The sequence below is a fragment of the Arthrobacter sp. AOP36-C1-22 genome, from assembly GCF_052377515.1.
In the GTDB taxonomy this organism is placed as follows: domain Bacteria; phylum Actinomycetota; class Actinomycetes; order Actinomycetales; family Micrococcaceae; genus Arthrobacter_H.
Genome location: NZ_JBQSWW010000004.1, coordinates 68,017 through 86,145, shown reverse-complemented (window position 1 = coordinate 86,145; position 18,129 = coordinate 68,017). Strand labels below are relative to the sequence as shown.

At 67.7% G+C, this 18,129-nt stretch carries 18 protein-coding genes and 2 tRNA genes; 9 read left to right on the top strand and 11 right to left on the bottom strand.

Annotated features, from left to right (window positions below; all coding sequences use genetic code 11):
• The first annotated feature begins 12 nt into the window (after window positions 1-12).
• From ACT3S6_RS03860 to ACT3S6_RS03845, 4 genes are all read left to right on the top strand, one after another.
• Window positions 13-88: transfer RNA gene (locus ACT3S6_RS03860), tRNA-Ala, on the top strand.
• Between the two features lie 75 nt (window positions 89-163).
• The gene (locus ACT3S6_RS03855) at window positions 164-394 is read left to right on the top strand and encodes a hypothetical protein (RefSeq protein WP_444553839.1); all 231 of its coding nucleotides are present in this window, start codon (window positions 164-166) and stop codon (window positions 392-394) included.
• Window positions 395-410: 16 nt separating this feature from the next.
• The gene (locus tag ACT3S6_RS03850; protein ID WP_444553838.1) at window positions 411-1,622 is read left to right on the top strand and encodes an acetyl-CoA C-acetyltransferase; all 1,212 of its coding nucleotides are present in this window, start codon (window positions 411-413) and stop codon (window positions 1,620-1,622) included.
• 14 nt (window positions 1,623-1,636) lie between these two features.
• The gene (locus ACT3S6_RS03845; RefSeq protein WP_444553837.1) at window positions 1,637-3,109 is read left to right on the top strand and encodes an enoyl-CoA hydratase/isomerase family protein; all 1,473 of its coding nucleotides are present in this window, start codon (window positions 1,637-1,639) and stop codon (window positions 3,107-3,109) included.
• Here the strand turns inward: ACT3S6_RS03845 and ACT3S6_RS03840 are convergent.
• The gene (locus ACT3S6_RS03840; RefSeq protein WP_444553836.1) at window positions 3,106-4,014 is read right to left on the bottom strand and encodes a cation diffusion facilitator family transporter; all 909 of its coding nucleotides are present in this window, start codon (window positions 4,012-4,014) and stop codon (window positions 3,106-3,108) included. The genes ACT3S6_RS03845 and ACT3S6_RS03840 overlap by 4 nt on opposite strands.
• Before the next feature lie 107 nt (window positions 4,015-4,121).
• On the opposite strand from ACT3S6_RS03840, the gene ACT3S6_RS03835 reads away from it, so the two are divergent.
• From ACT3S6_RS03835 to ACT3S6_RS03825, 3 genes are all read left to right on the top strand, one after another.
• Window positions 4,122-5,273: a N(5)-(carboxyethyl)ornithine synthase gene (locus ACT3S6_RS03835; protein ID WP_444553835.1), complete on the top strand. Its 1,152-nt coding sequence runs from the start codon at window positions 4,122-4,124 to the stop codon at window positions 5,271-5,273.
• A 132-nt stretch (window positions 5,274-5,405) separates the two neighbouring features.
• Complete coding sequence (locus tag ACT3S6_RS03830; protein WP_444553834.1) at window positions 5,406-6,614, top strand: NAD(P)/FAD-dependent oxidoreductase; 1,209 nt, start codon at window positions 5,406-5,408, stop codon at window positions 6,612-6,614.
• 145 nt (window positions 6,615-6,759) lie between these two features.
• On the top strand, window positions 6,760-7,995 hold the full coding sequence (locus ACT3S6_RS03825; RefSeq protein WP_444553833.1) for an MFS transporter: 1,236 nt from the start codon (window positions 6,760-6,762) through the stop codon (window positions 7,993-7,995).
• 13 nt (window positions 7,996-8,008) lie between these two features.
• On the opposite strand, the gene ACT3S6_RS03820 is transcribed toward ACT3S6_RS03825, so the two are convergent.
• On the bottom strand, window positions 8,009-9,391 hold the full coding sequence (locus ACT3S6_RS03820) for a sugar porter family MFS transporter (protein ID WP_444553832.1): 1,383 nt from the start codon (window positions 9,389-9,391) through the stop codon (window positions 8,009-8,011).
• Window positions 9,392-9,549: 158 nt separating this feature from the next.
• Window positions 9,550-9,975 (bottom strand): VOC family protein, encoded by a 426-nt coding sequence (locus ACT3S6_RS03815; protein ID WP_444553831.1) that lies wholly within the window; start codon window positions 9,973-9,975, stop codon window positions 9,550-9,552.
• A 201-nt stretch (window positions 9,976-10,176) separates the two neighbouring features.
• On the opposite strand from ACT3S6_RS03815, the gene ACT3S6_RS03810 reads away from it, so the two are divergent.
• Window positions 10,177-10,252, top strand: a tRNA-Ala gene (locus ACT3S6_RS03810).
• 57 nt (window positions 10,253-10,309) lie between these two features.
• Here ACT3S6_RS03810 and ACT3S6_RS03805 read toward each other — a convergent pair.
• On the bottom strand, window positions 10,310-10,846 hold the full coding sequence (locus ACT3S6_RS03805) for a DUF421 domain-containing protein (protein WP_444553830.1): 537 nt from the start codon (window positions 10,844-10,846) through the stop codon (window positions 10,310-10,312).
• Window positions 10,847-10,884: 38 nt separating this feature from the next.
• Between ACT3S6_RS03805 and ACT3S6_RS03800 the strand changes: the two genes are divergently transcribed.
• Window positions 10,885-11,802 carry a 2-dehydropantoate 2-reductase gene (locus ACT3S6_RS03800; protein ID WP_444553829.1) on the top strand — a complete coding sequence of 306 codons (918 nt, stop codon included), beginning with the start codon at window positions 10,885-10,887 and terminating at the stop codon, window positions 11,800-11,802.
• Window positions 11,803-11,809: 7 nt separating this feature from the next.
• On the opposite strand, the gene ACT3S6_RS03795 is transcribed toward ACT3S6_RS03800, so the two are convergent.
• The 7 genes from ACT3S6_RS03795 to ACT3S6_RS03765 all read right to left on the bottom strand — a co-directional run bounded on the left by ACT3S6_RS03795 (window position 11,810) and on the right by ACT3S6_RS03765 (window position 18,085).
• Entirely contained in the window at window positions 11,810-12,439 is a 630-nt protein-coding gene (locus tag ACT3S6_RS03795; RefSeq protein ID WP_444553828.1) for a DUF2249 domain-containing protein, read from the bottom strand.
• 57 nt (window positions 12,440-12,496) lie between these two features.
• A complete protein-coding gene (locus ACT3S6_RS03790) occupies window positions 12,497-12,895 on the bottom strand; it encodes a hypothetical protein (protein WP_444553827.1) in 399 nt (132 codons plus the stop codon).
• 16 nt (window positions 12,896-12,911) lie between these two features.
• The gene (locus ACT3S6_RS03785) at window positions 12,912-13,430 is read right to left on the bottom strand and encodes a methylated-DNA--[protein]-cysteine S-methyltransferase (protein ID WP_444553826.1); all 519 of its coding nucleotides are present in this window, start codon (window positions 13,428-13,430) and stop codon (window positions 12,912-12,914) included.
• 6 nt (window positions 13,431-13,436) lie between these two features.
• A complete protein-coding gene (locus ACT3S6_RS03780; RefSeq protein WP_444553825.1) occupies window positions 13,437-14,840 on the bottom strand; it encodes a DUF1731 domain-containing protein in 1,404 nt (467 codons plus the stop codon).
• A 115-nt stretch (window positions 14,841-14,955) separates the two neighbouring features.
• Window positions 14,956-15,219, bottom strand: coding sequence for a GlsB/YeaQ/YmgE family stress response membrane protein (locus ACT3S6_RS03775; RefSeq protein WP_444553919.1), 264 nt, complete (start codon window positions 15,217-15,219; stop codon window positions 14,956-14,958).
• Between the two features lie 253 nt (window positions 15,220-15,472).
• Window positions 15,473-16,993 (bottom strand): sodium/proline symporter PutP, encoded by a 1,521-nt coding sequence (gene putP, locus ACT3S6_RS03770; RefSeq protein WP_444553824.1) that lies wholly within the window; start codon window positions 16,991-16,993, stop codon window positions 15,473-15,475.
• A gap of 162 nt (window positions 16,994-17,155) precedes the next feature.
• Entirely contained in the window at window positions 17,156-18,085 is a 930-nt protein-coding gene (locus tag ACT3S6_RS03765) for a LysR family transcriptional regulator (RefSeq protein ID WP_444553823.1), read from the bottom strand.
• Window positions 18,086-18,129 lie beyond the last annotated feature (44 nt).

The following is an 18,129-nucleotide window of genomic DNA, read 5'->3' as shown; positions in this document are numbered from 1 at the left end:
TTTCATGCGCGCGGGGCTTTAGCTCAGTTGGTAGAGCGTTTCGTTCGCAATGAAAAGGTCGGGGGTTCGATTCCCCCAAGCTCCACCACAGCGGAGTCCAGCCGGGTGTCACCCCGACTGGACTCTTTTTCTGCCCTTCGGCCGACCGGGTCCCGGGCTTCCAATGAGTTCACCTGCGGCTCCTGCCAGCTGGTTCGCCGCCGCCCACGGCTGGCCCGTGGGAAGGACGGCCAGGCATAATGCCTCGCCCGCGAAGTCGCAGGCAGCACCGCAGAAGATCCGGGCCATGGTTTCCCTGCCGCCGACCGGTGAAGCACCCGACCCTGCCCCCGTGGAGCCGAACCGCCTACGATGGAACCACCGTGCGATGTTGCACGCAGGACGGATGCGCTGAAGGGAGCCGAGCTGGCATGAGCAGCGAAGCCTATATCTATGACGCCGTGCGCACCCCGCGCGGTCGCGGTCGCCAGGGGGCCCTGCACGGGACCAAACCGATTTCGCTGGTCACCGGTCTGATCGATGCCCTGCGTGAACGCAATCCGGGGCTGGATGAATCACGCATCGACGATCTCATCCTCGGGGTGGTCACCCCGATCGGCGACCAGGGGGCCGACATCGCCCGGATCGCGGCCATCGCCGCCGGACTTCCGGACACCGTCGGCGGATTCCAACTCAACCGGTTTTGTGCCTCCGGACTGGAGGCGGCCAATCTTGCCGCCGCGAAGGTCCGCTCCGGCTGGGAACATCTGGTCATCGCCGGCGGCGTCGAATCCATGTCCAGGGTCCCCATCGGCTCCGACGGCGGGGCCTGGGCCTTCGACCCGGCCACCAGCTTCGACACCTCCTACGTCCCGCAGGGGATCAGCGCCGACCTCATCGCCACGATCGAAGGCTTCGACCGCAGGACCGTGGACGCCTTCGCCGCCAGATCACAGCAACGGGCTGCCGCGGCGTGGGACCACGGGTACTTCGAGCGGTCGATCGTGCCGGTGAAGGACCAGAACGGGGTGGCCGTCCTGGACCACGACGAGCATCTGCGCCGCGGGACCACCGTGGACACGCTGGCCTCGATCCGTCCCGCCTTCGCCCGGATGGGCACCGATGGCGGCTTCGATGCCGTCGCGCTGGAAAAATACCATTGGGTCCCGGAGATCGACCACGTCCATACCGGGGGCAACTCCTCGGGCATCGTCGACGGGGCCGGTCTGGTCCTGATCGGCTCCGAAACCGTGGGCGAGGACCTGGGGCTGACCCCGCGGGCGCGTATCACCGCAGCCGCGGTCTCCGGAGCGGATCCGACGGTCATGCTCACCGGCCCCACCCCCGCCACCCGCAAGCTGTTGGCCACCGCGGGGTTGGGCCCCGAGGACATCGACCTGTGGGAGATCAACGAGGCCTTCGCCGCCGTCGCACTCAAATACCAGCGTGACTTCGCCATCGCCGACGACCGGCTCAACGTCCACGGTGGCGCCATCGCGATGGGCCACCCCCTCGGTGCCACGGGGGCGATGATCCTGGGCACCATGGTCGATGAACTCGAACGCACCGGGCTCCGCCGTGCGGTGGTCACGTTGTGCATCGGCGGCGGCATGGGCGTCGCCACCCTGATCGAACGCAGCTGAACCGGAGGATGGACATGGAAGAGCAAGAGGCCATTCGCGAGCAGGAGGACGACGCCGGGATCCTCACCTGGATCCTCGATGCCCCCGGACGGACGGTGAACCTGCTCGATGCTGCCTTCATCGCCTCGATGACCCGACGGCTGGATGCCCTCGACGAACGCCGGGCCGCGGACCCCGCCTCCGTCGCCGGAATCATCCTCACCTCGGCGAAGAGCAGTTTCTGCGCCAGCGCCGATCTGGAGGCGATGGCCGCGGCGACCGCCGCGGATGCCCGGACGGTGGATGAGCTGGCCCGGGGGTGGGGCCGGTTGCTGCGCCGCCTGGAAACGACCGGGGTCCCCGTCGTGGCCGCACTGAACGGGGCGGCCATCGGCGGCGGCCTGGGGCTGGCCTTGGCCACCCACCACCGCATCGCCGTGGACGCCCCCGGCAACAGGTTCGGTCTGCCCGAAGTCGATTTCGGGATCTGCCCGGGCGCCGGAGGCGTCCTGCGCACCACCCGGCTGCTCGGCATCGAACGCGCCCTGGACGAACTGCTGCTCAGCGGAACCATCGTGGGCGCCCGGGACGGGCTCCAACTGGGCATCATCGACGAGTCGCTCGAGACCGAGGAACACCTGCTGCCGGCAGCACGACGGTGGATCCGGGAGCATCCCGTGGCGCGCCAGCCCTGGGACGCCGAGGGCTACGTCATTCCCGACGGGGCACCGCAGGTTCCCACCGGACCCGGCCGGAACGCGTTGACCGAGATCCTGCAGTTCCTGCCCGCCCGACTGCGCGGCCGCCCGGACGCGCTGCACAACCCGGCGCCACGCGCCATCCTCGCCGCCGCCGTGGAAGGGGCACAGGTCGACGTGGAGACAGCCACCGCCATCGAGGCCCGCTACTACACGCAGACCGTCGTTTCGCCGGTCTCCACGGCGATGATCGGCCTGCGGCACACCGACCGCAAGGCGGCCGGACGCCAGGCCATCGACGCGACCACCGGTGCCGTTCCCGATGCGGTGACCTCCGCCGCTGCCCAGACTCCTGCCGCCGCGGGAACCGCTGCGGTGGCGGACGACGAAGTCGGCGAGGATGCGCGGATGAGCGCCCCGGAAATGGCCCGGCGGATGGGAGCGGACCTCCTGGCGGCCGCCCGGGACACCGCACGGGACCTGGTGGTCGGGGGGATGTCAGCCATCTCCGTTGAACGGGCCGCCGAGAAGGCGGGGCTGGCGTCCCCGCTGTTCCAGGCCGTGGTCGAAAGCCTGCAGGAGCCGCCCCGCCGGGACGCCATCGCCCCGGCCCCCGAAGGAGGGCAGGAGGCCCCCGGGCTGTCCACCGATCCGGCCCAGACACGCCTGCTCTCGGCGATGGCCCGGGCCGGACGCAAACACCTGGAGGACCAGGGGCCGGCGATGGCCGCAGCACTGAACATCGCCTCGGTAGATGGTGCCGGATTCCCGGCGTGGACCGGTGGAATCACCCGCTGGCGTGAGGCCTAGAACTCCAGTGACGCCTCGTCGCTGACCGAGAGCGACAACACGGCTGTTTCGATGCCTTCATGGGCTTCGAGCTCACGTTCGAGCCGGCGCATCTGCCGGGCCACGTCCTCCTCCGGATCGTTTCCCACCAGATCCACTTCGGCGACCAGAAAAAGCCGGTCCGGTCCGATGTATTCCAGATGCAGGTAGGTGACCCGCTCGATTTCCCGATGCCGCTGCAGGGCCCGGCCGACCCGCGCCCGGATTTCCGGGGTGGAACTGGCGCCGATCAGGAACAACCGGTTCCTGTCGATGAGCACCAACGCCACGACGGCCAGCAGCACGCCGATGACGATCGAGCCGGCCGCATCCCATCGGGCATCGCCGGTGACCTGGTGGAGGTAGATGCCGGTGCCGGCGGCGAGGAGACCGATCAGGGCGGCGAAGTCCTCCGCCACCACGGCCCGCAGGGTCGTATTGGAGGTCCGCAGCACCAGCTCGAACGTCGAGGTGCCCTGCGCTTGGGCCTTGCGCCGGGCCTGCACCACGGCCTGGGTGAAGGAGGTGCCCTCGATCAGGAAGGCCAGCCCCAGGATGAGGAAGGCGATCCCGGGGGACTCCACGGGGGCCGGGTTGCTGAGTTCCTGGAGCCCGTGCATGATCGAGAAGACGGCGCCGGCGGTGAAGATCCCCACGGCGGCGAACATCGACCAGACGTAGGCTTCCCGCCCGAAACCCAGCGGGTGCCTTGAGTCCTTCGGGCGGGCCGAACGCCGGTCGGCGATGAGCAGGAAGATCTCGTTTCCCGCATCGGCCCAGGAGTGGGCGGCCTCCGCGACCATGGAGGCCGAGCCGGTCACCACGGCAGCCACCGACTTCGCGATCGCCACCAGGATGTTGGCGATGAACGCGATGACCACGGTCATGTTGGCTTCCCCATGGTGCCAGTCTAGGACCGGGGACCGTGGGCCCGGCTGCGGTGTAGCCTAAGGCCAATGGCGCCAGGGCGGCGCCCCGATAAGGGATGTGGACCATGGCAACTGAGAAGGAACCCGTTCTGGGCGTACTGGGCATATCGCGAAAAGTCGACGAGCATCGCGTCCCCATCCACCCCGCGCACCTGGAACGCATCGATCCGGCATTGCGGGCCCGCATGGTCCTGGAGGAGGGCTACGGGGAGAGGTTCGGATATTCCGACGCCGATCTGACCACCCTGGTTCGCGGGGTATCGAACCGTACCGCTGTCATCGATGCCGCCGATACGGTCCTGCTGGCCAAACCGCAGGCCCGGGACCTCGAGGACCTGCACGAAGGCCAGACGCTCTGGGGGTGGCCGCATTGCGTCCAGGACCGCGAAATGACCCAGCTGGCCATCGACAAGAAGCTGACGCTGATCGCCTTCGAAGCCATGAACCACTGGGCCGGTGACGGCGGGTTCTCCCTGCATGTCTTCCATAAGAACAACGAGCTCGCCGGCTACAGCTCGGTCATCCATTCGATGGCCCTGACCGGGGTCACCGGGGACTACGGGCGCCGGCTCACCGCCGTCGTCATCGGTTTCGGGGCCACCGCCCGGGGTGCGGTCACCGCGCTGAAGGCCCACGGGGTGAGCGACATCCGGGTGCTCACCAACCGCAAGGTCGCCTCGGTGGCGGCGCCGATCCACGCCGCACAGATGATCCAATTCGACCACGACGGCGGCCCCTACCTCTCCGAGGTCATCACCGATGACCGGGGGCGGGTCCCGCTGGCACCGTTCCTGGCCGAAAGCGACATCGTGGTGAACTGCACCTTGCAGGACCCCAACGACCCGTTGCTGTATCTGCGCACGGAGGACCTGGGGGCGTTCGAACCGGGCAGCCTGATCATCGACGTCTCCTGCGACGCGGGAATGGGCTTCGACTGGGCCCGTCCCACCACCTTCGCGGAGCCGATGTTCACCGTTGGAAAGAACATCGACTACTACGCGGTGGACCACAGCCCGTCCTATCTCTGGAACTCGGCCAGCTGGGAGATCAGCGAGGCACTTCTGCCGTTCCTGCCCCTGGTCATGGGCGGTCCGGACGCCTGGGGAAACAGCGAAACCGTCACCCGGGCCATCGAGATCCGGGACGGTGCGGTCGCCAACCCGGCGATCCTCGAATTCCAGCACCGGGCGCTGGGGTACCCGCACGAGCAGGCCTGATCCCACCGGGCGCTGGGGTACCCGCACGAGCAGGCCTGATCCCACCGGTGCTTGCACCCCGACGGGGACGGGCCTACGTTGAAGGAAGGAGTCCCCATACCGGGGAAAAGCAGCATCAGCCGGGAGGTCATCATGGCAACATCGGACGGTACGGTCATCATCGGTGGGGGACTCGCGGCATCGCATGCCGCCCAGACCCTGCGCGAGCAGGGGTACTCCGGGAGCATCACCCTGATCGCCGATGAGGCGACCCCGCCCTATGAGCGTCCCCCGCTGTCCAAGGAGTTCCTCCAGGGCAAGCAGGACGCCGAGGCAGGCGTCGAGCACGACGCCGAATGGTACGCCGCGCACGAGGTGAACCTGGTGCTCGGTGGGCACGCCTCCGAGATCGACCGTCAACGTCATGTGGTGCGGCTGGATTCGGGGGATGAGTTCCCCTATGGCCAGTTGCTGTTGGCCACCGGCGCCGATTCGCGTCACCTCGACCTGCCCGGGACCGATCTGCCCGGGGTGATGATGTTGCGCCGGCTGGGCGATGCGCAGATTCTTAAGGACGCCCTGGCCGCCGGAGGGCGCCTCGCCGTCGTCGGGGCCGGCTGGATCGGCCTCGAAGTCGCCGCCAGCGCCCGGCAGGCCGGGATGGAAGTGACCGTGGTCGCCCCGAACAACACGCCGCTGGAAAACGTCATGGGCGAAAAGATCGGCGCACACTTCGCGGAGGTGCACCGCAGCAACGGGGTCCAGCTGCGCCTGGGCACCCAGGTGAAGGGCATCATCGAACGGGACGGACGGGCCGCCGGCCTGGACACCTCGGACGGCGAGGTGCCGGCCGACGTCGTGCTCATTGCCATCGGCGCCGTCCCGGCCACCTCCCTGGCGGAGGCCGCCGGGCTCGAAACCGACAACGGGGTGCTGGTGGACGGGTCGTTGCGCACCAGCGATCCCGATATCCTCGCCGCCGGGGACCTCGCCAACGCGGTGAACACCAAATTGGGCCGGCTGCGGGTCGAGCACTGGGACAACGCCATCCGGCAAGGTGAACTCGCGGCCAAGACCATCCTGAAGCATGCGGACCGCTACGACTGGCTGCCCTACTTCTTCACCGACCAGTTCGATCTGGGCATGGAATACGTCGGGCATGCCGGGCCCGGTGCCCAGGCCGTCGTCCGGGGGAGCCTGGACTCGGGGGAGTTCATTGCCTTCTGGCTCGAGGAAGGCGTCGTTACGGCGGCCATGAACGTGAACATCTGGGATGTCAACGACACCCTGCGTTCCATCGTGGGCCGCACGGTGGCTGAGGAGCGGCTGGCCGACACCGGGGTGGAACTGGCCGACCTCTGAGCCCCGGGGCGGGGCTCCGCGTCGTCGATGGTGCGGGAATGGAACGGGGTCCATAGACTGTTGTGGTCGATACGCGCCACGGACGGCAAAGAGACACCTGGCCGGTCACCCTCCACCGCAGAACCCCGAAGGTAGGAACCGCCGCATGACCCACCCGCCACATAACACCATGCTTACCGGGCGTCCCCTGTTCATTGCCATGGTCTCGCTGGCGTTGGGCGGATTCGGCATCGGCACCACCGAGTTCGCCATCATGGGCCTGCTCCAGGAGGGGGCAACGGACCTCGGTGTCGGCAACGCCGACATGGGGCTGATGATTTCCGCCTACGCCCTCGGCGTCGTGGTCGGGGCCCCGCTGCTGACCGCCCTGGGGGCCCGGGTGGCGCATAAGACGATGGTGTCCTGGCTGATGGTGTTCTTCACCCTCGCCAACTTCTCCTCGTTCCTGGCCCCGACCTACGATTCGATGCTGGTGACCCGCTTCCTCTCCGGGCTGCCCCACGGGGCCTACTTCGGACTCGCCGCCATCCTCGCCGGGAACCTGGTCCCCGCCACCATGCGTGGCCGGGCGATCGCCTGGGTCATGATGGGCCTGTCGGTGGCCAACGTCCTCGGGGTGCCCGCGGTGACCTGGCTGGGTCAGCAGCTGGGGTGGCGGTGGATGTTCGCCTCGGTGGCCCTGGTCGGTGTCCTGACGTTGATCTGCATCCGCCTCTGGGTCCCCTACAACCCGATCCATGAGGGGGCGAGCATCCGCCGGGAACTGTCCGCGTTGCGCAGCGGACGGGTCTGGTTGGCGATGGCCACCGGCATCGTCGGCTTCGGGGGCTTCTTCGCCGTCTACTCCTACATCTCACCGACCCTGACCGATGTCACCGGTCTGGAAAAAGGGGCCGTCCCGCTGGTCCTGAGCCTCTACGGGATCGGGATGGTCCTGGGGAACCTGCTGGGTGGGAGGCTGGCCGACTGGTCGGTCCATGGCAGCATCTACATCGCCACCTCGGCCATGGTCGTGTTCATGAGCGCCTTCGGGGTCCTCTCGCCCTACCCGGTGCCCGCCCTGATCCTGGTCTTCATCCTCGGCGGTACCGGCTCCATCCTGGTGCCGAGCCTGCAGGCCCTGCTCATGGATTCGGCGCCGAAGGCCCAATCGTTGGCGGCCTCGTTGAACCACTCGGCGCTGAATGTCGCCAACGCCCTCGGTGCGGCCCTGGGTGCCGTGGTGATCAAACTCGGCTTCGGCTACCAGGCCCCGGCCTTCCTGGGGGCAGGCCTGGCCCTGCTGGGTCTGTGCCTGGCACTGCTGACCGCCCGGGTCTTCAAGGTCCGGGCGGCCGCCGAGGCGGCCGCGGCGCAAATCCCGGCCGCCGGGCCCAACTAGACCCCAGGGGGCATCAGTTCGCCCGCGCCCGTGACCAGGACTCGATCTCCTCCAGGCTGCGTCCCTTGGTCTCGGGAACGAGCTTGACGGCGAAGAGCCAGCCCAGCGCACAGATGAGGGCATAGAGCCAGAAGGTCCACGACTTGCCGAGCGCGTCGAACAGGGACAGGAAGGTCAGCGACACCACGAAGTTCATGCCCCAGTTGCACATCAGGGTGGCGCTCATGGCCGAGCCGCGGATCCGCTGCGGGTAGACCTCGGAGGGCAGCACGAAGACGACGATGCCGACGCTGGCGCCGAAGGCGGCGATGTAGACGGCCAGACACACCATGGCGATCCACCCGGCCGAGGGGTCCAGGCTGTCGCCGTGGAGCACGAAGCCGAGGACGAGGAGCGTGATGCTCATGACGGCGAATCCGCTCATCAGCAGGATGCGACGCCCGATCCTGTCCACCAGGGACATGCCGACGATGGTCATGACGACGTTCACGGCCCCGATGCCCACGGTGCCCAGGATGGCGGTGGAGGCTCCGAGCCCGGTGGAGTTGAAGATCGTCGGGGCGTAGTAGATGACGCTGTTGATGCCGCTGGCCTGGCCGAAGATGGACACGCCTATGCCGGCGATCAGCGCCGGCCGGACCCACGGAGTGGTGAGGTCGCGCAGTGTGGACTTGGGTTCGAGGTCCTCATGCAGGGACCGGTGGATCTCCTGGAACTCGGTATCGGCCGTCTGCGGGTCCCGGAGCCGGCCCAATACGGTGCGGGCCTCCTCGGTCCGCCCCTTCTCGAAGAGCCACCGGGGGGTCTCCGGCAGGAAGAGCATCCCCACGCCCAACACGATCGCCGGAATCACGCCCAGACCGAACATCCACCGCCATCCGCCGTCGTAGGCGAACAGTGCGTTGGTCAGGTAGGCAGCCAGGATGCCGATGGTGATGAGCAGCTGGTTGGCCGAAACCAGCCGACCGCGGATCGCCGGGGGTGCTGCTTCGGCGATGAAGAGCGGAACCAGCACCGACGCGGCCCCGACCGCCAGACCCAGGACCAGGCGGGCGACGACCAGTAGTTCCGCCGTGGGGGCGAAGGCCGCCAACAGTGCACCAATCGTGAAGACGGTTGCCGCGGCGATGATGGTGTTCTTCCGTCCATGACGGTCCGCGAGGGGCCCGCATCCCACGGCGCCGATGATCGCCCCGACGAGGATGGAACTGACGACCACGCCTTCGGTGAGCGGTGTCAGGGAGAAGTCGTCGTTGATGAACAGCAGGGCCCCGGAGATCACCCCGGTGTCGTAGCCGAAGAGGAAACCCCCGACCGCTGCGATGGCACTGACCGCGTAGACCAGTTTGGGCGATTTCGGGGCAGGGTTCGTGCGGTCCCGGGATTCTGTGCGCATGGCGGCTTTCTTGAGAGATGGTCGGGACGCGGGCCGTGGGGCTGCCACGGCAGGCGAAGCACCTGGACGAGGTGGCCTGGTCCACCGTTTTCAGCCTACTGGTCCTGGTCCCCTCCGGAACAGCCAGCACCCTCCGGGGCCGGAAGGCGGCCCGGGGCCTAGCCGTGGGCGGCCGTGATGTTGAACATCCAGTTGATGCCGAACCCATCGGTCAGTTGTCCGAAGGAATCGCCCCAGGGGGCTTCTTCCAGTGCCATGGTGATGGTGGCGTCGGCGGCGAGCCGGTCCCACCAGCCGCGCAGGGTGTCCCCGTCGCCGCCCTCGGACCCGTCCGAACTCAGCGAGATGGTCCCGTTCGGGGTGGGATCGCATCCCGGGCCCGGATCACTGGCCATCAGGTGGATGCCCCGTTCGAGGAACAACGAGGAGTGCATGACTTTTTGGCTCTGTTCCGGATCCTTTTCGCCCATGCCCTCGGCGAAGGTCAGCACGCTCAGCTCGCCGCCGAAAACTGATTTGTAGAATTCCATGGCTTCACGGGCATTGCCGCCGAAGCTCAAGTAGGGGGTCATTCCGATGCTCATGGTGGTGCCCTTCGTCCGGGGGAACGGACACGGTGGTGTCCTCCACCCATCCTGCTGCCGCAGCGCGGGCTTGTGAAGGGGAGGGGCGCTCCTGCCGGTGGCGCTCCCGCGTGGGAGGCCCCGATTGGCGCATCACGGGGCCGGTGCTGTAGATTATTGAATCGTCCCGGACGTCGGAAGCCGACGGTGGGGACGACCTGCGGGGGTATGGCGCAGTTGGTAGCGCGTCTGCATGGCATGCAGAAGGTCAGGGGTTCGAATCCCCTTACCTCCACCACAGGAAAAGGGCTTCCCGGTTCATTGGAATCGGGAAGCCCTTTTTGTCTTTCCCGGGTTAGTGGCCTTCACCCTCGCGCTCGGCGTAGGGCAGGATGCTGGAGCCGTCGCCCATCGCGGAACGGGTGATGACTCCCAGCGAGCCGTCCTGTTGCAGGACCACTGCCTGGACGTCCGCCAGGGACCCCTGCCCCGATTGCCGGGCAGCGGTGTGCACATCGGCTTCCGTCAACCGGTGGCGGCGCAACGCCCGGTGCTGCAGTTCCTCGTTGTAGTAGAGCAGCACCGGGGGTGAGTCCAGGACACGGCGCATGACGTTCCAGCGCGCCCGGAGACCTGCCAGGGCCCACTGCACCCCGACGAGCAGCACCAGTGCTGCCACCGCCTGGGCGAGACTGACATCGACCGCCGTGACGGTGCGGCCGAAGGTGGACCCCAGGGTGACGGCGATGACGAAGTCCAACGGCGTCATTTTCGCCATGGTGCGCGGCCCGGTCCCCCGGAGCAGGATCACCAGCACGAGATAGCCGACGATGCCGATGAGCAGGGTATGTATGACCGGCTCCCAGCCGGTCCAGAAGTAACTCAAGTCCATTCGGACATTCTGGCATGGGGGTGGGGGATACTGTCGATATGAGGATACTGATCGTAGGCGCCGGGGCCACCGGTGGTGCTTTTGGTGCACGACTGCTGGAAGCAGGCCGTGACGTCACCTATCTGGTCCGGGCCGCCCGGGCCGAAGAACTCCGCCGCGGGGGGCTGCGGTTCATGGCCCCGGACGGTGACCGGGTCCTGCCCGTCCAGGTCATCACGGCCGGTCAGTCCGCCGGGGAATTCGATCTGGTCCTGCTGGCCGTGAAGGCCACCGGCCTCGACGCCGCCCTGGACGACGCGGCCCCGTTCATCGGCACCGGGACCACCGTCGTCCCCTTCCTCAACGGGATGCGCCATATCGACCTGATCCGGTCCCTGCCGGCCGGAATCCCGCTGGGCGGGTTGGTGAAGATCATTGCCGCATTGGGCGAGGAGGGTTCCGTGCGGCAAATGACGGACCTGGCCACCATGACCATCGGCACCTTCGACGGCAGTGCCGTGCCTGCACGGATCTCCGACACGCTGCGGGTCCCCGGGCTGGAGCTCTTCGAAACGAACGACGTGCTGCAGGCGCTCTGGGACAAGTGGGTGTTCATTGCCGCCGCCGGGGTCGTCACCTGCCTGTTCCGCAACAGTGTCGGCAACATCCTCGCCGCCGGGGGGCGGGCCCATATCGATGCCGCGATCGCCGAAACCGAGGCCGTCGCCGCGGCGGCCGGGCATCGCACGCAGACGGCCAGCCACGACCAGGCCGTCGGTCTGCTCACCGATCCCGGTTCGGCGTTCGTTTCCTCGCTCTACCGTGATGTGGTCTCCGGACACGCCACGGAGGCCGAACACATCCTGGGGGACCTCCAGGTGCGGGCCCGCGCCGTGGAGGTGGACACTCCGCTGGTGGATCTGACGTTGGTGCAGCTCCGGGCCGGCGGGCGGGCCGCGGCCGCACCGGCACCCTGAGGAGGGGTCAGGCCGGGGCGTCGGGACGCGTGGTCCGCAGCACCAGTGACTGCCGGCGCTGATGCACCGTGAGGTAGCGCAGCCCGCCCGGCCCGGCCGCGAATGACCGCCGGGACCGGCGGGGCAACCAGACCAGCGACCCGGGGGAGAGCGGGACGTCCCCGCGTTCGGTGCCCAGGGTGCCCTCGCCGCCCAGGACGTGGATGAGTACATCGAGTTCGGGGCCGGCGTAGGCGTCGATGGAGCCTCCAGGCTCCAGGGAGATGATGTTCGAGTCGAGGTCGCGTTCGCGGGCCGGAATGTTCCACACCGCTCCCGAGACCCCGGGTTCGCCCGTTCGCCCGGCCACGGCCCGGGTGTCGAGTAGCAACCGAGGCAGCGGGGTGCTGGCCATTTTCGTGAGGCGGATACGCCACCGTCCGGGGCCGGAGGCCAGCTGCTCCCACTCGTGGCTGCCCGGGTGTTCGGACTCGAACTCGTGGCGCAGGTCGTGCGGGTCGCGGTCGTCGACCAGAAGAAGGGACGCCTCGACCGGCAGCTGCGCATACCGTTCCAGGACGTGCCGGTGGCGCTCGGGGGCATCCAGTTCCCGCAGGTCCAGTTCCTGCGTGGTTCCGGGAGGATCGGTGTTGGTCATCGGTGGTCTCCTTGATTTCGGGGGAACTGGTGACTCCACGGTAGGCCGTGGCCGTTCCTAGAGCTTCCTGGCCCAGTCCACCACCGGGGCCACCGTGGAAAAGACCACCGAGGTGTCCTGGTGGGATTGCTCCTGGAAGAAGGAGATGCTGGGGCGCTCGGCCGGACGGAACAGCTTCCGGTAGTGTTCCGCCGGCCGGTTTCCGCCGAGGACCACGACGGCGCTACGGCGTTCGGGGGCGAGCGCGCGGGCCAGGGCCAGGCCATGCAGGCGGCCGAAGAGTGGCGGCCCGACCAGGACCAGCCCGTCGTAGAAGACGACGTCGTTGGCCGCGGCGTCACGCACCTGGATCTGTTCGGCCAGGTTCCCCGCACCGCGCAGGGCATTCTCCAGTGCCTGGGCATAGGCGCGGCTGGGGCCGTGGCGGCCGTAGTAGACAATGGCGACGGTACGCATGGTGCCTCCTCGGGCGTCAGAACAACGGGGGCTGGTCCTCGGCCGACGGCAGGACGCCCTCGAGCCGGAGCAGGAAGAGTTTGCGGTCGACCCCTCCGCCATAGCCGGTCATCGACCCATCGGCGCCGATGACGCGATGACAGGGGACGATGATCGACAGCGGGTTACGTCCGTTGGCGGTACCGACGGCGCGGGACAAATGAGGGTCACCGAGTGCGGCGGCCAGATCCCCGTAGCTGCGCGTCGTCCCATGGTCGATGGTGCGCAGCAGGGCCCAGACCCGCTGCTGGAAGTCGGTGCCGGAGGGATCCAGGGTCACGTCGAAACGGGTTCGGGTGCCGGCGAAGTATTCGCCGAGTTCGTCGATGCCCTGCCCGATGATCGGGCAGGGCGCGGAATCGGAGACCTCGGTGCCTTCCGGCGGCCCCGCGGGCTGGTGGGCATGGTCTTCCATGTGGACGCCGGCCAACCCCTTCCCGGTGGCGGAGAGCCGGATCCGACCGATCGGTGAGTCCATGTACGCGTAGCGGAGCATGGCGGACTAACCGGTGATGGCCGCGAGTGCGCCATCGAGTTCGGGATAGGTGAAGGCGAACCCGGCCCGGGGCAGCCGGTTCGACGTCGCATGCCGTCCGGTCAGACCCAGGGCGGGGTCGGTGCGGAGGGCGGCCGCGCCGAGTTTGAGCATCGGTTCCGGGGTGGCCAGTGAGAAACGTTTCAACGGGCCCGGCGCCAGCACGGATCTCAGTGCCGCCATGAACCCGGCATTGCGGACCGGAGCCGGGGAAGCGGCGATCACGACCCCTTCATCCAGATCGATCCCGGGCTCCAGTCCGAGGCCGGCCCGCACGATGCGCAGCCAATCGGTCAGATGGATCCAGCTGACCCATTGGACGCCCGAGCCGACCGGGCCGCCCAGTCCGGTGCGGGCGAGCAGGGACAACCGGTCGAAGGCAGGACTCTCCTGTTCCAGGACGACGCCGGTGCGCAGGATGGTGGACCGGAGGGCCCGGGCGCCGTTCAGTGCCTCCTCCCAGGGCCGGGCGACACCGGTCATCTGCGGCAGGGCGGCCGTGGCCTCGGGCAAGGGGGAGTCCTCGGTGAGCCGTTCATCACCGGCATCGGAGTAGATGGCGGTCGTGCTGGCCTGGACCCAGTGGTCCAGCGGGACCTCGTGTTTCCGGCTGGCCTGGACGAGTGCGCGGGTGGCATCGACCCGCGAGTCGCGCAGTTCGGCGATGTTCTCTGCCGTGGGGCGGGCATCCACCAGCCGTCCGGCCAGGTTGACCAGGCTGACGCTGCCCTCGGCAGGGTCCAGTTCGGTGGTCCAGGCGCCCTGGCTGTGCCCATCCCAACGGACTTGGCGGAACGGAGAGACGGGGTCGGGACTCCGCGTGAGGATCACGGGGTCCAGGCCGTGGCAGAGGAGATCTGCGGCCAACCGGATGCCGAGGAAGCCGCTGCCGCCGGCAATGACGATCCGGTGGGACGGATCCGGGGTTCCGCCGGCCAATCGGTAGAGCCGGGCACAATTCTCCGCGAAGTGCGAGGCCAGCGGCTTGGCGTTCGACTCGGTGAACAGCCAGGACCCGTGGCCTTCGATGGCGACCCGTTGGGTCAGCAGGGTCCCGGCTGGATGCTCGGCGATCTCCCAATGCACCAGCAGGCCACCACCGGGCTGCGGCTGGCGCCAGGCAAAGGAGACCCCCGCCTGGTTGCGTGTGACCACCGCATCCGGTGCCGTCCGCGAATGCACCGCGCCCAGCAACGGGGGATTCGGGGTGAAGGCCAGCCGGCTGCCCGGAACCAGGGCGCCGTCGTGGGCGGGGACCAGGGACCTGACCGCGGGGTTCCAGTCGGGCAGGCGGGCGGGATCGGAGATGATGCGCCAGACATCGTCCGGCGCCAGGGCGAGCACATGCTCTTGCGTGCGGTTCCAGGCCATGGTTTCAGCTTAGCCGCGAACCACCGGACAAACAGGGGCCATGAAAAGGGGCGTTAACGCGTGAGGTGGCCACCCCGTGCGGGATGGCCACCTTCGTCGGTGTTGCCGCTATGGCCTAGGCCTTGCGGCGCCCTGTGATGAAGCCCCAGATGACCAGAACGATCAACGAACCGATGATGGCCCAGATCCAGGAAACGATGCTGAAGAATTGGCCTGTATTAGCGTTGAACAACTCGCCGCCGATCCAACCACCCAGCATGGCGCCGATGACGCCGAGGATGAGGGTGGCGATCCAGCCGCCTCCCTGCCTACCGGGCAGGATCGCCTTCGCGATGGCACCGGCAATCAGTCCAAGAAGTAGAAAAGCCAGGAAATGCAGCACGATATTCCTCCTTTACGTTCCCACGTGGCGTGGGCGGTTTGCCCCGGGGACATGCTGTCTCCGGGGTACGTATCGAAATATTAGCAGCAAGAATTGACAAAAATCGCTCTGGACCAGATTTGTCGTCACATCGCGTCCGTGAGGTCCGCCACGAGCCGTCCACCCCCTCGGGAAAGACGACGGCGGCATGCCACCGGCATCCCGGAATCCGGGACGCTGGTGGCATGCCGCCGTCGGCGGTCGCCTGCTTCTACTTGGTGGAGGCCTGGCGGGGCTTTGCTGCCACCTGGCCCTCCATGGCGGAGAACTCCTCGTCGATGAGTTCGTTGGGCTTCGCCGTCATCTTCGAGACGACGACGGCAACGACGACGTTGAGGATGAACGCCGGGATGATCTCGTACAGGTTCTCCGTCAACACGGGGGTCTTGCCCCAGATGAACACGGTGGCCGCGGCGACGATCATGCCGCTCAAGGCGCCGGTGCTCGTCAGCTTGCGCCAGTACAGGCTCAGCAGCACCAGCGGGCCGAAGGCCGCGCCGAAGCCGGCCCAGGCGAAGGCCACCAGATCCAGCACGCTGGCCTCGCGGTCCAGGGCGATGAGGAAGGCGATCACGGCGATCACCAGCACGCCGGCCCGGCCCAGTGCGACCTGCTTCTTGGGCGTCGATTCCCGGCCGACGATGTTGTAGAGGTCCTCCACCAAGGCGGAGGAGGAGACGATGAGCTGCGAGGAGATCGTGGACATGACCGCCGCCAGCACCGCCGCCAGCACCAGGCCGGCGAGGAAGGGGTGGAAGAAGATCTGGCTCAACAGCAGGAAGACCGTCTCCGGGTCGGTGATTTCCTTGGCCGGGTCGTCGGCGAAGTAGGCGATGCCGACCAGGGCGGTGGCCACGGCGCCGAGGGCCGAGATGGCCATCCAGCTGACGCCGATCCGGCGGCCGGCCTTGGCGTCGGCGGGGCTCCGCAGTGCCATGAACCGGACGATGATGTGCGGCTGGCCGAAGTAGCCCAGGCCCCAGGCCGCGGCGGAAATGATGCCCAGCAGCCAGAGCCCGGTCGGCTCCACACCGAATCCATCGAAGAGGTTCAGTGCGCCGGGCTGGGCCGCCTTGATGCCGTCGACCGTGGCACCGATGCCGCCGGTGGCGATCACGCCCACGATCGGCACGGTGATCAGGGCAACGAACATCAGCAGTCCCTGGGCGACATCGGTCAGGGTAGCGCCGATGAAGCCGCCGAAGAGCGTGTAGCCCAGGGTGATCACGGCCACGGTGACCATGCCGATGGTGTAGTTCCAGCCGAAGGAGCTCTCGAAGAACTTGCCTGCGGCGACCATGCCGGAGGAGACATAGAAGGTGAAGAAGACCAGGATGATCGCCGAGGCGGCGATGCGCAGCACGTGCGAATTATCCTTGAGCCGCTTCTCGAAGAAGCTGGGAATCGTGATCGCGTTCTGCGAGATCTCCGTGTAGGAGCGCAGGCGCGGGGCGACGAACTTCCAGTTCAACCAGGCGCCGACGGTCAGGCCGATGGCGATCCAGGCTTCGATCAGCCCGGAGGCGTAGATGGCACCGGGAAGGCCCAGCAGCAGCCAGCCGGACATGTCGGAGGCGCCGGCGGAGAGTGCGGCGACCCCGGGGCGGAGTCCGCGGCCCGCGAGCATGTAGTCGTCGAGGTCGGAGGTTTGGCGGTAGGCGTAGTAGCCGATCCCGAGCATTGCGGCGAGATATATGACGATGGCCACAAGCTGGAATGCTTGTTCAGACATGGTGTTCCTCGTTTGGCTGGAAGGTGGAATGTGCGTCCGAGGAGTCCCCGGAAAGGTACGTCCGGCCAGCTGTCAACCTTTGTCAACCACCGGGCGATGCGAGTGTGTGCTTCTCAGAGTAGGGCATTGTCAATGATCTGTGTGATTGGCGTCACGGGGGTGTTATCTTTCCGTGACCACATGGGGGGTGTTCCGGGCCAAGGAGTCCGCCTGGTCCTCCAGGGCTTTGCGGACCGCGGCGATGGCCGGGTTCTGGGTGCTGGATTCCCGGGCGGCGGTGAAGGTCGTCCGCCAGGGGCGTGAGGGGACTTCGAGGCGTCGCAGCCGCGGTTCACGGTGGGCCCAGACCAGATCAGGTAGCAGGGCCACCGCCTGCCCGGACTCCACGAGGGCGATATGTGCCTGCAGATCGGCCGATTCGTATCTGACATCCGGTTCGAAGCCCGCGGTCCGGCAAAGCTGCTCGGCCCAGTGCCGCGAGGCGGTGCCGCGCGGTTCCATGACCCAGGGCAGGGTGGCGGCCTGCTCCAGGGCATCGACCGCCGAGGGGCCGGTCGCCTCGGCCGCCACCCCCAACCGGATGGAGTCCAGTGCCAGCGGTTGCCGGTCCAGCCCGTGGTAGTGGGTGGCCGCATGGCCCGGATACTGTTCGGCGACCACCAGGTCGAAATCGCGGGCCCAGGTCTCATGCAGTGCCGTTTCCGGTTCGTGTTGGGTCATTTCCACGCGAATTCCCGGATGGTCGGTGCGCAAGGCCTCCAGTGCGGCTGGCATCAGGGCCAGTACGGCACTTTGGAACATGGCCAGCCGCACGGTCCCCGAGATCGCCGGCAGGGTGCTGGACAGGGCGGCTTCGGCGCGTTCCAGCGCCGCGAGCAACTCGGTGGTGTGTGCAACCAGGACCTGCGCCTGCGGGGTGAGGGCCAACATCCGACCGCTACGGCGCAGGAGTGCCACCCCGGCTTCCTTCTCGAGCAGGGACAACTGTTGTGAGACAGCCGACGGACTGTAATTCAGCGCCGCGGCGACCCCGGATACCGTGCCGCGGATGCTCAATTCCCGTAAAAGGCGCAGCCTCCTGACCTCCAGCATGGTGACCCCTTTCACGATTCATCGTCGATTCACTTCCGCTTAAC

Coding starts and splice junctions, on each gene's coding strand:
- ACT3S6_RS03855 (WP_444553839.1), top strand. CDS start 164: ATGAGTTCACCTGCGGCTCCTGCCAGCTGGTTCGCCGCCGCCCACGGC.
- ACT3S6_RS03850 (WP_444553838.1), top strand. CDS start 411: ATGAGCAGCGAAGCCTATATCTATGACGCCGTGCGCACCCCGCGCGGT.
- ACT3S6_RS03845 (WP_444553837.1), top strand. CDS start 1,637: ATGGAAGAGCAAGAGGCCATTCGCGAGCAGGAGGACGACGCCGGGATC.
- ACT3S6_RS03840 (WP_444553836.1), bottom strand. CDS start 4,014: ATGACCGTGGTCATCGCGTTCATCGCCAACATCCTGGTGGCGATCGCG.
- ACT3S6_RS03835 (WP_444553835.1), top strand. CDS start 4,122: ATGGCAACTGAGAAGGAACCCGTTCTGGGCGTACTGGGCATATCGCGA.
- ACT3S6_RS03830 (WP_444553834.1), top strand. CDS start 5,406: ATGGCAACATCGGACGGTACGGTCATCATCGGTGGGGGACTCGCGGCA.
- ACT3S6_RS03825 (WP_444553833.1), top strand. CDS start 6,760: ATGACCCACCCGCCACATAACACCATGCTTACCGGGCGTCCCCTGTTC.
- ACT3S6_RS03820 (WP_444553832.1), bottom strand. CDS start 9,391: ATGCGCACAGAATCCCGGGACCGCACGAACCCTGCCCCGAAATCGCCC.
- ACT3S6_RS03815 (WP_444553831.1), bottom strand. CDS start 9,975: ATGAGCATCGGAATGACCCCCTACTTGAGCTTCGGCGGCAATGCCCGT.
- ACT3S6_RS03805 (WP_444553830.1), bottom strand. CDS start 10,846: ATGGACTTGAGTTACTTCTGGACCGGCTGGGAGCCGGTCATACATACC.
- ACT3S6_RS03800 (WP_444553829.1), top strand. CDS start 10,885: ATGAGGATACTGATCGTAGGCGCCGGGGCCACCGGTGGTGCTTTTGGT.
- ACT3S6_RS03795 (WP_444553828.1), bottom strand. CDS start 12,439: ATGACCAACACCGATCCTCCCGGAACCACGCAGGAACTGGACCTGCGG.
- ACT3S6_RS03790 (WP_444553827.1), bottom strand. CDS start 12,895: ATGCGTACCGTCGCCATTGTCTACTACGGCCGCCACGGCCCCAGCCGC.
- ACT3S6_RS03785 (WP_444553826.1), bottom strand. CDS start 13,430: ATGCTCCGCTACGCGTACATGGACTCACCGATCGGTCGGATCCGGCTC.
- ACT3S6_RS03780 (WP_444553825.1), bottom strand. CDS start 14,840: ATGGCCTGGAACCGCACGCAAGAGCATGTGCTCGCCCTGGCGCCGGAC.
- putP (WP_444553824.1), bottom strand. CDS start 16,993: ATGTCTGAACAAGCATTCCAGCTTGTGGCCATCGTCATATATCTCGCC.
- ACT3S6_RS03765 (WP_444553823.1), bottom strand. CDS start 18,085: ATGCTGGAGGTCAGGAGGCTGCGCCTTTTACGGGAATTGAGCATCCGC.